General features: G+C 70.3%; 10 protein-coding genes. 3 read left to right on the top strand and 7 right to left on the bottom strand.

Translation table 11 applies throughout. The annotated features are described in order from the left end of the window. Positions 1-4: 4 nt before the first annotated feature. The 3 genes from RWN05_RS03140 to RWN05_RS03130 all read right to left on the bottom strand — a co-directional run bounded on the left by RWN05_RS03140 (position 5) and on the right by RWN05_RS03130 (position 3,620). The gene (locus RWN05_RS03140; RefSeq protein ID WP_314138464.1) at positions 5-1,222 is read right to left on the bottom strand and encodes a DUF429 domain-containing protein; all 1,218 of its coding nucleotides are present in this window, start codon (positions 1,220-1,222) and stop codon (positions 5-7) included. A gap of 125 nt (positions 1,223-1,347) precedes the next feature. After that, a complete protein-coding gene (locus RWN05_RS03135) occupies positions 1,348-2,895 on the bottom strand; it encodes a trypsin-like peptidase domain-containing protein (protein WP_314138462.1) in 1,548 nt (515 codons plus the stop codon). A gap of 143 nt (positions 2,896-3,038) precedes the next feature. After that, positions 3,039-3,620 (bottom strand): TetR/AcrR family transcriptional regulator, encoded by a 582-nt coding sequence (locus RWN05_RS03130; protein WP_314138460.1) that lies wholly within the window; start codon positions 3,618-3,620, stop codon positions 3,039-3,041. Positions 3,621-3,713: 93 nt separating this feature from the next. On the opposite strand from RWN05_RS03130, the gene RWN05_RS03125 reads away from it, so the two are divergent. Then, positions 3,714-4,337, top strand: coding sequence for an NAD(P)H-dependent oxidoreductase (locus RWN05_RS03125; RefSeq protein ID WP_314138458.1), 624 nt, complete (start codon positions 3,714-3,716; stop codon positions 4,335-4,337). Here RWN05_RS03125 and RWN05_RS03120 read toward each other — a convergent pair. After that, positions 4,312-7,845, bottom strand: a complete 3,534-nt coding sequence (locus tag RWN05_RS03120; RefSeq protein WP_314138456.1) for a TM0106 family RecB-like putative nuclease — start codon at positions 7,843-7,845, stop codon at positions 4,312-4,314. The two genes, RWN05_RS03125 and RWN05_RS03120, sit on opposite strands and share 26 nt — an antisense overlap. A 212-nt stretch (positions 7,846-8,057) precedes the next feature. Between RWN05_RS03120 and RWN05_RS03115 the strand changes: the two genes are divergently transcribed. Further along, positions 8,058-8,450, top strand: coding sequence for a (deoxy)nucleoside triphosphate pyrophosphohydrolase (locus RWN05_RS03115; RefSeq protein WP_079004075.1), 393 nt, complete (start codon positions 8,058-8,060; stop codon positions 8,448-8,450). 18 nt (positions 8,451-8,468) lie between these two features. On the opposite strand, the gene RWN05_RS03110 is transcribed toward RWN05_RS03115, so the two are convergent. The 3 genes from RWN05_RS03110 to RWN05_RS03100 all read right to left on the bottom strand — a co-directional run bounded on the left by RWN05_RS03110 (position 8,469) and on the right by RWN05_RS03100 (position 11,829). Next, the gene (locus tag RWN05_RS03110; RefSeq protein ID WP_079003737.1) at positions 8,469-9,344 is read right to left on the bottom strand and encodes a hypothetical protein; all 876 of its coding nucleotides are present in this window, start codon (positions 9,342-9,344) and stop codon (positions 8,469-8,471) included. 109 nt (positions 9,345-9,453) lie between these two features. Further along, a complete protein-coding gene (locus RWN05_RS03105; protein ID WP_314138452.1) occupies positions 9,454-10,287 on the bottom strand; it encodes a siderophore-interacting protein in 834 nt (277 codons plus the stop codon). Positions 10,288-10,350: 63 nt separating this feature from the next. Further along, a complete protein-coding gene (locus RWN05_RS03100; protein ID WP_079003739.1) occupies positions 10,351-11,829 on the bottom strand; it encodes an MFS transporter in 1,479 nt (492 codons plus the stop codon). A gap of 136 nt (positions 11,830-11,965) precedes the next feature. Here RWN05_RS03100 and RWN05_RS03095 point away from each other — a divergent pair, with 136 nt between their 5' ends. Continuing rightward, the gene (locus tag RWN05_RS03095; RefSeq protein ID WP_158596626.1) at positions 11,966-12,601 is read left to right on the top strand and encodes a uracil-DNA glycosylase; all 636 of its coding nucleotides are present in this window, start codon (positions 11,966-11,968) and stop codon (positions 12,599-12,601) included. Positions 12,602-12,645: the final 44 nt, after the last annotated feature.

Genomic DNA, 12,645 nt, shown 5'->3' with positions numbered 1-12,645 from the left:
TGGCCTAGCCGCGAGTCGTCTCCCCGTACTGGACGTGTTCGAGGTCGAAGACGGCCTCGGCCAACGCCGACCTCGCCGCTTCGAACTCGACGTCGTCGGGGTGGCCCACCACCCGGGCATGCTCGAGGTGCCAGGTGGCACTGCGCAGGAGTTCGACGGTGGTCGGAGCGGGGGAGGGCGCTCGCGTCGAGGCCGCGGGTGGGACTTCGGCGTTCGCCGCTCCGCCGGGGACGAACTCGATCGTGTTCGATTCCGCCGGAATGTCGTCCTGAGCGTATGCCTTCTTCTTCATATGTCCTTCATCGGGGTCGTGGACTGTTGTGGCTTGCCGGGCGATGGGCCCCGATGGCGGCGAAGATGCCAGCGGCGGAGCCGATTTGATATATGTCGATATGGGAATGTCCTGCTTGGGGCGCTGTTCAGGCCGCGCCATGGCGAGGAGCGTGGGGACACGCCCACGGTCGTCCGGAGCATCCGAGGCACCGAGGACCTGGAACCGTTCCAGGCCCCAACGGGACCAGGCGGACGCCGTCCACGCGCAGATGGCCGCGTCGATGAGGTCCTCCCGATGCTTGTGCGCCGATTCCTTCAGCGGCGACGGTTCCGCGGCGAGGAGCGCCGTCACCGGGTGGGTGTCGAGGTCGAGTGGCGGAGTCGCCGAGGTCAGCGCCTGCAGGCGCGAGACGAGGTCGTCACAGACCTCCGCGCGGCGTCGCCGTCGCTCGGCGGCGGGGAGACCGGGGTCGAGGCGTTTGTACCGGGGCCGCGCATCCGGGTACCCGAACTCCTCGGCACCCACCAACGTGGTGTGGGGATAGGCCTCGAAGAACACGACGGCATCCGCCGCCGGCGTGCTCAGTCCGTCGAAGTACTGGAACCCCGCCGCCTCCAGCGCCGTGAAGAGCGCGACACCACCGAGCGCGGGCAGGCCGAGGTTCGACGGGTAGGCCGAGACCTGCCAGCGCCCGTACCGCTGCCCGACCTCACGTTCACAGAGACGCATGCCGGTCTCGTTCTGGACGAGCAGAGGGGCGTCGACCGCGATCACGGAGCCCGGTGAGGCGGTGGCGACGATCCAGGCGACGACGGCGTCGATCCCCACGGCCCACCCGGCCTCGATGACCGTCCCGGTCTCGTCGATGCACACCAGTCCCGACTCGTTCGCCGCGCGGGAGCCGGTCCCCTCGCCCCAGGCGAGGTCGACTCCGAGGAAGCGGGTCACGAGCGGTTCCTTCCGGTGCATGCGGCGAGGCACCGCCTCCCGAGCCTACTGGGCAGACGTCGACGACTCCTCGGATCCGGCGGCGGGCCGGAAGTGAGGAGCCGTCGAGCGTCCCGAGCGCTCGATCAGCCGACCGGGCCCTCGATCAGCGTCACGTCAGCGGTCTGGGAGGTCCCATTCGCCGTCGTCCAGGTGACGGAGACCGTCTGGCCGGGTTCGAGCGTGGCCATGGTCGCCGTCAGGGTCTGAGCGGAGTCGATGGCGGCACCGTTGATGCCGGTGATGACGTCGCCGGCTGCGAGGCCGATCGACGCCGCGGGCGTGTTCTCGATCACCGAACCGACCACGGCACCCGGCACGGTCTGGGCTGCGCCGGACGCGGCCAGACCGATCCCGATGAAGGCCGGGTAGCCGATCGAGACGGTGTCGGTCTCGACGCCGGTGCGGATCTGGTCGACGATGGACAACGCGTCGTCGATCGGGATGGCGAATCCGTCGATGTCGGTCCCACCGGAGGAGGCAGCGGTGTCGACGCCGACGACCTCGCCCTCCGAGTCGTAGAGCGGCCCGCCGGAGTCGCCGGACTGGATGTCCGCGTCCGTCTGGATCAATCCGGTCAGCTGCTTGCCCGCCCCGGTCGTCTCATCCTGGACCGTGATGTCCTGCTCGAGGGCGGTCACGGACCCGTCCGCAGCGCTGGGGGTCCCACCCGTGCCGCCGGCGTTCCCGACCCCGGTGACGGCGTCACCGACGGCTGCGCCGCCGTCGTCGTCGATCGTGACGGTGTCCAGCCCCGAGGCGCCGTCGAGCTGCAGGAGCGCGACGTCGTTCGTGGCATCGGTCCCGACGACGCGCGCGTCGTACTGCTCTCCGGTCGCCACGACGGTGACGACGATGCTCGTCGCTCCCGCGACGACGTGGTTGTTGGTCAGGATCTGGCCGTCCGCGGTGAGGATCATCCCGGTTCCTGCGGCGGCGGCCCCCTGGTAGGCCAGCTCGGTGTCGATGTCGACGACACCCACGGACTCCGCGGCGGTGGCGCTCCGGGTGTTCGCCGTCGCGGCATCCGGCGTCGCCTGCTGTGGCCCTGGCCCACCGGGAGCGCGGAAGCTCTGACCGCCCTCGTCCGGCACCGTCTCCGTCACCTGTGAGGAGGCGGCGACACTCTGGAACGCGCCGGCCGCCAGCGAAGCGAGGCCGAGACCACCGGTCACGAGGGACACGACCGTGGCGGCCGTCGCGGCGGCGATGATCCACCCGATGGGCTGCTTCTTCGCCGGGGTGCCGGTGGTCGACGGCGGCTGGGGGATCGTCTGCTGTCCGTGCGGTCGGGGCTGCCAGGTGCCGGAGGGGGCGTACTGGCCCTGGCCGGCGGCGTACGGACCGTACTGACCCTGTGGGCCCTGGCGATGACCGGGCCACGCGTGACCGCTCGTCGCGTGGGGAGCCGTCGCGTAACCGAAGGGCGTCGTGGGCTCGCGTCGCGGACCACCCGCGGCCGTGTTGCCGGGGTAGCCGGCCGGGGGAGTGACGTCCACACCCGGCTGGGGCTGGTACGAGCCGGTGGGCGGCTGGTACGGATCGGGAGCGGGGGACGACTGCGGCGTCTCCGCCGGTCGGGTGCCGTCCGTTGGACGCGGCTCAGGGCGTTCCGGGTCTGGGGTGTTGTTCACGGGGATTCCTCTCGGCGGGGGTGCTGAGATCATCTGACTCCCGCAATCCGAGTGAATCGTCTGGTTCGACCATGAACGACCTTTGAGCTTCCCGACCGTTTCCCGGATGACGATCGTGTAGAGGCTCCATGCGGGACACCACCTCAGGGTCGCGTGAGCAACGCCTCCAGCGCGGGTCGGGCCTCAGCCTCGGAGATGTGTCCGGCGACGACGAGTTCCGCGAGCCCGTGGACCGCGGCCCAGACCGCCGTGGTCAGAGCGGCGATGACCTGCGGCTCGGCACCGGGGGCCAGCGACGCCGTCGTCTCGGCGAGCAGCGCCTCGACGCCACCGATGAGTGGCGCCATAGCCTCGCTGGGTGAGCCGGGGACACAGACTTCGGGGTCGTAGATCAGGCGGAACCGCTCCGGATGCTGCGCCGCGTAGTGCACATAGGTCGAACCGATCCGGACGGCCGTCTCCTGTGGGTCTCGACCCGCCGTCGCCTGCCGCTCCTCGCGCATGGCGTCCAAGAGCTCGGCAATGCCGCGTTCGCTCAACCGTTTCAGGAGCGCGGTCCGGTCGCCGAAGTGGTGGTACGGCGCGTTGTGACTGACTCCGGCGCGACGTGCGACCTCTCGCAGGCTCAGCGTGGCATGGCCGTGCGTCCGCATGAGTTCGAGCGCAGCGTCCTCGAGCGCCGGCCCGAGGTTGCCGTGGTGGTACGCCGTCGTCGATCTTGACACAAGCAACATCGTACCCGTACCGTCGGTTCCGGCCAGAAGTGGACAGTGTCCAGATTCTTGGCACTGTCCAGACCTACAACTGATGGAGAACTGATGCCCACCCTCGTCATCGACGGACACCCGAACCCCGGGTCCCTGTGCGCCGCCCTCGCCGCGAGCTACGCGGAGGCGCACGGCGACGCGACCGTCCTCGCCGTGCGCGACCTCGCGTTCGAGCCGAACCTCCGCCTCGGGTACACCCGCCGTCAAGACCTGGAGCCCGACCTCGAACGAGCGTGGGAGCAGATCCTCGCCGCGGACCACCTCGTGATCGTGGCGCCGGTCTGGTGGGGATCGGTGCCGGCGCTGCTCAAGGGGTTCTTCGATCGCCTGCTGCTTCCCCGTCGCGCCTACCGGACCAAGGACAACGGTCTCCCCGAGGGACTGCTCGCCGGCCGCTCGGGGCGGGTGATGGTCACGACCGACTCACCGTGGTGGTACCTCCCGCTCGTCGGCGACACGACGGTGAAGCAACTCCGCACCACCACGCTCAGGTTCTGCGGGGTCAAGCCCGTCGCCGTGAACCGGTTCGGTCGGGTGAAGGATTCGACCGTGGAGCAGCGTCGGCGGTGGCTCGCGAAGGCGGCACAGAACGGTCGTACCGACGCGGCGCGACGGAGTTCTCGTTCCTCCGCTGCGGCCGCAGAGCTGGTCAGTGGCCGTCGACCAACCGGATGAAGGCACTGAGCTCGGCGACGCCCTCCGGCGTGACCGGCAGGTACTCGGTGAGTGCGGGGGAGTGCACGAGGTACGCCGCCCACTGGGCGCGGGAGATACCGACGTTCAGTCGGTTCTTCATCAACAGGAACGACATGCCCCGCGGGACGTCGGCGGGGGAGGAGGCGGCCAGCGAGACGATCGCGATGACGGCCTCCTGACCCTGGAACTTGTCGACGGTCCCGACGCGCACCGCGTCGAACCCGGCCGCGTCGAGCGTCGCTCGGACGACGGCGACGTGGGCGTTGTAGGGACAGACGACGATGATGTCGACCTCGCTCACCGGGTCGTCGATGCGGCCGGCATCCGGATCGGTCCAGCGGAGCCCGATGGTCGACCGGACGAGCTCCGCGACGCGGTCGGCCTCCTCCTGCGAACTCGTCGCGTTTCCGACGTGGTGGACCGGGACGACGTGCAGTCCCGGCACACGACCCTCCAGACGCCGCTTCGTCGTGGCCGCTGCCGAGCGCAGCTCGCCGCCGTACGACAACCGCGAGACCGGCTCGGTGACCGCGGCGTCCATCCGCCAGGTCTCGTGGAGGAAATAGCCGAGTTCCGGAGGGAGGACGTCGCGACCGTCGGCCACGAATCCGAGGGCCGAGGTGTCGATCGGTTCGGGATGCGTCCCCTGGCTCACCTGCGGCAGCTGCTGCGGGTCGCCCAGGAGCAGGAGGTTCCGCGCGGCGACGCTCGCCGCGATCGTGTAGGCGAGCGAGAACTGACCAGCCTCGTCGACGACGAGCAGGTCGAGCGACCTCCGGTCGAACCGGTTGGGATTACTGAAGTCCCAGGCCGTCCCGCCGATGACGAAGCCGCCGGTCTGCTCGGCCATGAACGCGCCATGACCATTGGCCGGGAGGACGGTGTAGCCGCGCTCAGCATCCGGGTCGGCACCGGATCGCAGGGTCTTCGCCACGAGCGCGGGGGAGAGCCCCGCCTTCACCACACGCTCGAGGAGGTTCTCGACGACGTCGTGCGACTGCGCCACGACCCCGATCCGCCAGCCGTGCTGGTGCACGAGGGCCGTGATGACGTGCGAGGCGACGTAGGTCTTGCCGGTTCCGGGCGGCCCCTGGACGGCGAGCACCGAGTCGTCGAGGTCGAGCAACGCGGCGGTCACGTCCTCGATCGTCCGCCCGTCTCCGCGGTGGGGGAGCGGCTCACCCGAGCTCGTGCGGGGCGGCCGTCGCCGCAGGACGTCGACGACGCCGTCGTCCGGCCACCCTGGAGCGGCGTCGAGGACCGCCTGCCCCCACTCGGCGATCGCATCGACCTGTGTTCCGGGTCGCGGGGGAGGAGACGGCGTGAGCGCGACCGGCAGCTCCGTGTAGGGCTCACGATCCGTCTTGAGCGTCTCCTGGATGAGCAGGGAGTCGTCGTCGACCTCGAGGACCGTGATCTGCCCGGCCGGTCGCGAGCCGGGCTCGGCGCGGGGGAGCGTGTACGGTCCCGGGTGGTCGTAGACCGCGAACGGGTCGGCGCCGACCTTCACACTGCTGCCGGGGGCCCATCGGCCGCTGAGTCGCATGTGACGGCGGTCGCTGCGCTGCCGTCCCTCGCGGAACCAGTCGCGCTCGACGACTCCCGAGGTGACGGTGAAGACGTTCCGGGTGTCCTCCCATTCGTCGCGCGCGGCGATGAGTCGGGAGAAGTGCTCCTGCCAGAACGACTTGTGCTCGCGCCGGTGGTAGTCGATGGCGGCCGCCGCGAGCGCATACGCGGTGGCGTCGTCGGAGCGTTCGGGGTCGAGGGGGTCGCCGGCCAACGCCGTCAGCGCGTCGTGGAGCGGCGTCGGTTCGTCCACCAGGGGCTCGGGTGCGTCGGTGACGAAGGTGCCCGGCAGCACGCCCCGTTCCGCACCGAGGTCGAGCAACCAGTTCCGCAGCCGACGGGTCGACTCGCAGTCGTACGCGTTGTACTCGGCGATCTCGGCGAGCTTCCGTTCGCCTTCGGCGACGAGCTCCGGGTCGTCGCTCCGACTGAGCTCGCGCGCCTCCGCGTAGGCCGTGATGGATGCCGCGGCGTCGGTGACGTCGCTGTCGCGGTGCTCCTCACCCATGTAGAGCGGCTCGAGCTTCTTGATCGAGTACGACCGCGATCCGACACGCACCGTCTTGCGGACGAACGGGTAGAGGTCGAACAGCACGGCCTCGCGGAGGAGGTCGTCGATCGTGTCCTCCCCGACCCCGTGCCGGGCGGCCAGCGAGAGCAGGTGCGTCCGCTCGTAGGCGGCGTAGTGATACACGTGCATGCCCGGGAACTCGGCACGGCGGGCGGTGAGGTAGGCGAGGAAGTCGATCAGCGCCGTCCGCTCCTCATGGAAGTCGCGCGCCCACCAGGATCGGAACCGGCCGTCGGTGTCGACCAGGCCGAACAGGTAGTCGATGCCCCACCTCGTGCGGTCGCCCCGGCGGGCGTCACCCGGCTCGCCCTCGGTGTACAGCGGGTCGCCCTCGAAGTCGAAGAAGACGTCGCCGGGATCGGGTTGCGGCAGGAGCCCGAGTGCCGTGGCGTCGTGCACACGGAACGCCGGCACGCCGGCGGCTGGTGACGGCTCGAGCTGCAGATGCGCCTGCTCGCGCAGCGCAGCGAGCGTGCTCTCGGCGATGCCGTCGACCGTCCCGCGGGCGCCACCCGACAGCCCGTGCGGCCCTGGTCGCTCGGTCGATCCGGTGAGCGTGAGCGACGCCAGATCGTCGATCGTGGCGATGCCGGCCGCCAGTAGGCGGTCGCGCTGCGTCAACCGGAGCCCGGCCACCAGCAGGACGTCGCGTGAGGCCGTGATCTCGGCGTCGCACCACGCGCATCGTCCGCAGACGCTGTATCGCTGGTCGCCCCAGGCCACCGGGGCGTCGGCTTCGAGCCGTTCGGCGACGATCCGCAGCAGGCGCGCACGACGGCGACGGTACACCGGCAGGATGTCGGCCACCGCGTGGGTGCTGACGGTGCCGTCTCCCAGGATGAGGTCGACGTCGTCGTCGACCGGGATCCCGGCCGTCTCCAGCTGCTCCACGTAGGCGGCGAGCTGGAGGAGGGCGGTGACCTTCGGCGAGCGCGCGAGTTTGGTGTCCTGCACGCGATACCGGCCGTCGGGCCGGCGCACGATGAAGTCGGCGAAGCCGATGAACGATCCGTCGAAGAACGCGGCCTGGAAGACGACCGGGGCTCCGTCGCGGAACGCCGTGATCGTCGACTCGACGGCTGCGGCGAGCGCCACCGTGTCTCGGACGTCGGGGCGGTCGAGCTCGACGACGCCGGTGCCGAACTCGGCGCGGTACGACTCGAGGACCCGCAGCTCGTGCTGGTCGCCGAGCTTGGAGGTCCGTATGAGCATCTCGTCCTCCGGCTCGACGATCGGTTCGATCCGACCGAGCTTCGCGTCGACCGTGCGCAGGAACGCGAACTCGCAGTGGGAGGCGTTGGAGAGGTCGCTGGCGCTCGTGATGGCGGAACCGTCGAGGAGGAACATCGGTGCGGTGGGTGCCTTTCGAGACGACTGCCGGGGGCTGGTCCGCCTCCGATCGCTGTCAGTCTGGCACGCACCACCGACCGCAGCGCCGCCGCGGGACGCAGGGTGACGCCAGCCGCGCGGGAGCCGTCTGTGGAGCGGCGTCGGGCGCGCTCGATCCCACGTCCCCTAGCCTGGAGACGGACCACGACGCCATGGGACGGGAGCGCATCATGACCACCACGATCCGGGTCGTCGCGGGTGTCGCCACGCAGGACGACACCGTGCTCGCCTGCCGGCGGGCACCCGGGCGGGCGTCCGGCGGCCTGTGGGAGTTCCCCGGCGGCAAGGTCGAGGCCGACGAGCGGCCGCAGGACGCGCTAGCACGCGAGCTGTGCGAGGAGCTCGACGCCGACGTCGCTGTGGGGGCGCTGCTGGACCGCTCCACCGTCACCGTGGGCGAGCTCGTGATCGACCTCGCCTGCTACGAAATCACCTTCCTCGGCGCGCCCCCGGTCCACAGCACGGACCACGACGAACTGCGCTGGGTCACCCGCGAACGGCTCCTCGGGCTGGACTGGGCGACGCCCGACCTCCCGATGGTCAGGCGACTCACCGCGAGCTGACCCCGGAGCCCCAGGGCGTCACTCGACCGCGTGGAGCGGGATGCGGGCGAGCGTGCGTCCGCTCAGCACGAGGTCGTCGTTGGTCGAGGTGACCGCCAGCTCGGTGACCGTCCACTCGAACAGGGTGACGTCGCGCCAACGCTCGAGGAATGCGGCGAGCGCCGCGGTCTCGGCGGCGTCGAGCTCATCGCGGAAGTGGTGCAGGCCCACCCCGACGAGCGGTGCTGGACGCCCGCCGACCGCCCGCTGGATGGGGGCGAAGGCGTCCGCGATGGCGGGGAGGTAACAGCGTCCGCGGTTGAAGCCACCGATGACGGGGCCCGCCAGCCTGACCCGGAAGGGCGTGAACGCGCCGACGCTCGTCCGCAGCCAGTCGAGGAACCCGGAGTCCGCGTCGATGGAGGAGAGCGTCGCGTGCAAGCGGTGGGCACGTCGGAGCTCGATGCCTCGGGCGAGTTTGGGTGCGAAGGGTGCCGAGGCGAGATCGGCCTCGTAGCTCAGGAAGATCGGATCGACGAACAGTCGTTCGATCGGGACGGGGACGACGACCGCCAGACGCGCCTCGGCGTATCGCCCGCCACGGTAGACGCCGTCAGGACTCGCGGCGAGCGCGAGCGGGTGGTCGGCGTCGATCAGGGGGAGCTGGGCGTACCGGTAGCGCTCGTCGAAGGTGAGCGCCTCACCTGGTCCGAAGGTGGAGCGGACGACGTCCCAGCTGCGGAGGGCGTCGTGCGAGTCCGACGACGTGTCCACACCGCTCGAGGCCGTTTCGGGGACATCGACCTCGAACGCCCGGTCGGCCGATCCGCCGGTCACCGTCCGGATCAGACCCGTCGCGACGCCGGTCGGCAGCGCACCGATCGTGTTTCCGGACGCACCGGCGGAAGAGGGCATGTCGTGAGGTTAGTGGAGCCGTCAGCGCAGCACGTCGGTGACACCCCGAATTCGGGTGATCGACCCAATTCACCGCATGGCCGACCCGAACGCCGACACCGTCAGCCGATCAGTGCGCCTTGCCGACCTTCCAGTAGCCGCAGAACATGACACGGTCCTTGGGCATGCCACCACGGACCCAGAGCCGACGCACGTTCGCCGCCAGGGACTGCTCTCCGACGACCCACCCGTAGCACGGGGCGGGCGGCACCCCGAGGGCCGTCGCGGCGGCCAGCGCCGCTCGTCCGGGGACGTCGTGCGGATCCTCTCGGACCACCCATCGCAGCTCGACCCCGTCCGGGACACGCACGTCCTGCGCGTCCTCCGCGGAGGGGATCTCGACGATCGCCGTCCCGACGGTCGACGCCGGAAGCGAGGTCAGGATGCCTGCGACGGCGGGGAGCCCGGTCTCGTCGGCGACCAACAGCACTCGATCCACGTCGGCCGGGAGGTTGAACATGCGCCCCTCGTCCAGCAGCCCCACCGCATCGCCCACCTCGCACGACCGGGCCCAGCTCGCCGCGGGCCCCGCGGTCCCCTCGGCGGCCGACCCGTGGATGACGAAGTCGATGTCCAACTCCGGCCCGTCGGGGCCGTCGCGACGGAAATCCCGCACCGTGTAGTTCCTGAGCACCGGTCGCACGGACCTGGAGATCGCGAGGTACTTGGCGTAGGCCAGCATGTCGAGCTTGGTCGGCAGCCGCTCGAGACCGCCCTCGGAGACCGGTATGAAGAACCGGAACCACTGGTCGTAACCGAGGAAGGTGAAGTCGACGATGTCACCGCCACCGAGGGTGACCCTGGCGATGTTCGGTGAGACGCGCGAGCGGCGGACGACCCGCAGCGTGAGGAGGGTCGCCGCCTCGGGTTTGATGCGCGCCGTCTCGGCATTCGTGCGAGCCACTCGGGCCCCTTCCTCAGGCGGCTCCGACAGCCGCGGCTGAGGCTACCCTAACTCAGGTCACCCTTACTTGGAGGCGTCGGGTTCGGCAGCGGCGACCTTCCGGGAACGGGCGTCGAGCGACGCGAAGACGAGCGCCACGACCACGAAGCCGATCGTGACGAGGGTGCTGTTGCGATACGCGTCGTGATAGACGTCGAGCGACGCACCGGAGGCGCCGCCGTCGTTCTCGGAGTACACCGTCGCGTAGAACGTCGCCGTCGCGGCGGCGAGTCCCACCGCGGTCCCGATGCGCTGGCCGAGCTGGCCGATCGATCCGGCGACACCACCGGAGGCCACGGGGATGTCCGCGAGCATCAGCGTCTGGTTGGGGGAGATGACCGCGCCACCGCCGATGCCGGCGAGGAGCATCGCTGCACCCATCGCGTACGGCGTGATCTCCGGGGGCGTGATGAACGCGAGGAGTGAGTTGAGACTGAACCCCACCACGACCAGCACGAGCCCACCGACGACCAGGGGCCGTCCGAGTCGGTCGACGACCCGACCGCTCAACCACGAGCTGACGGCCGAGGCGAGGGCGAAGGGGATCGTGATCATGCCCGCGAAGACCGGCTCGAGCCCGAGCCCCTGCTGTACGAACAGCGTGAGCGTGAGGAAGGTGGCCGGCATCGCCGCGAAGTACGTCGTGGAGATCAGGACGCCGTTGCGGTAGCTGCCGAGCTTGAACAGGGAGAAGTCGACGACGGGTGTCTTCCCGGCGCGTTGATAACGACCCTCCCACCAGGCGAAGAGGCCGGCGAAGACGGCGAACGCGACCAGCAGCCACCAGCGCGCCGGGTCGTCGCCCGGGGAGCCGGTCGTCAGGACGAACGGCAGCATGAGCGACAGCACGGCGAGACCGAGGAACACGATGCCCACCGGGTCGAGCGATCCGGCGCCCGCCTCGTGCGGCTGCTGCTTGGGCAGCAGTCGAGCGGCGATCGGCAACAGGATGATCGCGAGCGGGACGTTCATCCAGAACAGCAGGCGCCAGCCGTCCTCCGGGCCGCCGATGGCGATGAGCAGGCCGCCGAGCGTCGGTCCGAACGCCGTCGAGAGGCCGATGATGGCTCCGAAGAGACCGAAGGCGCGGCCACGCTCCTTGCCCACGAACAGCTGCTGGATGAGCCCGATGACCTGCGGCATCAGCAGACCCGCGGCGATGCCCTGGAGGATCCGACCGCCGATGAGGATCCCGACGTTCGGAGCGACGGCGCAGGCGAGACTGGCCGCTCCGAACACGCTCAGGCCGATCATGAACATGCGACGCCGGGAGTGCAGGTCGCCGTAGCGCCCGGCGGGCACGAGGATCAGACCGAACGCCAGGGCGTACCCGGCGACGATCAGCTGCAGGGCGGTCGGGCCGGCGTCGAGCGCCTGCTCGATCGACGGTAGTCCGACGTTGACCTTCGAGAGGTCGAGGATCGTGAGGGCGGCGACCGACACGCAGATGGCGAACGCGCGCCATTTCGTCCGGTCGTCGGGGGCGGTTCGCTCGTCAGTCATCCTGGCCAGCCTAGGCCCGCGTCAACCCGGTCCGCCCCGGCTTGACGGGCGCGGATCCACCGTCCTGTGCAGCATCTTCAGCCTCAGAACCGGCACAGACGATGACGGGGCAGCCGTCACGGGCTACGCTCGGAAGATGCATATGGATGCCCCTCGCGGGCTGCAGGACCCCGACGAACTGGCCGAACGACACCGCATGCTGGCCGAGTCGCCGGCACTCGCGCCGCTGCGCGACTGGTCGGACGCGATGATGACCCGCCGAGGACGGCGGCAGGCGGACCTCGTCCTCCCGCTCGTCGACCCGGCCGATGCGGCCGTCAACGCGAAGACACTGATCCTCCTCGACGCCCCGGGGACCCTGGCCCCCGACAGCCTCGACGCGCCGGGATCCGGGTTCGCCTCGGTCGACAACGACGACCCGATCGCCGAGAGCCTCTGGAATCTGCGGAACGACATCGGCTTCGACGACGTCATGGTGTGGAACATCGTCCCGTGGTACCTGAGCGCCGGGCGGAAGAAGCCGAACGCGCCCGAGGTCGCCCAGGGCGCGATGGAACTGCGCGCCCTCCTGCCGCTCCTCAAGAACCTGCGCGTCGTCGTCCTCTGCGGACCCCACGCTCAGGACGGTTGGTGGAAGCACGTCGAGCCACTGCTCGGCAACACGTACAGCGCCTTCAACGCTCCGCACCCCTCGCCGTTGTCGCTGAAGCAGCCGGGTCGTCGCGAGGAGATCGAGAAGGTCTTCGCCCGCGCCAAACAGGTCGCCGGCTGATCACACACCCCCGTTCGCAACCCCCTCGCCCGTCGGGTGAGGGG

The sequence above is a fragment of the uncultured Plantibacter sp. genome, assembly GCF_963518075.1.
Taxonomy (GTDB): Bacteria; Actinomycetota; Actinomycetes; order Actinomycetales; family Microbacteriaceae; genus Plantibacter; species Plantibacter flavus_A.
This window is presented reverse-complemented; position numbering and strand designations above follow the sequence as displayed.

Coding starts and splice junctions, on each gene's coding strand:
- RWN05_RS03115 (WP_079004075.1), top strand. CDS start 8,058: ATGACCACCACGATCCGGGTCGTCGCGGGTGTCGCCACGCAGGACGAC.
- RWN05_RS03095 (WP_158596626.1), top strand. CDS start 11,966: ATGCATATGGATGCCCCTCGCGGGCTGCAGGACCCCGACGAACTGGCC.
- RWN05_RS03120 (WP_314138456.1), bottom strand. CDS start 7,845: ATGTTCCTCCTCGACGGTTCCGCCATCACGAGCGCCAGCGACCTCTCC.
- RWN05_RS03100 (WP_079003739.1), bottom strand. CDS start 11,829: ATGACTGACGAGCGAACCGCCCCCGACGACCGGACGAAATGGCGCGCG.
- RWN05_RS03110 (WP_079003737.1), bottom strand. CDS start 9,344: ATGCCCTCTTCCGCCGGTGCGTCCGGAAACACGATCGGTGCGCTGCCG.
- RWN05_RS03125 (WP_314138458.1), top strand. CDS start 3,714: ATGCCCACCCTCGTCATCGACGGACACCCGAACCCCGGGTCCCTGTGC.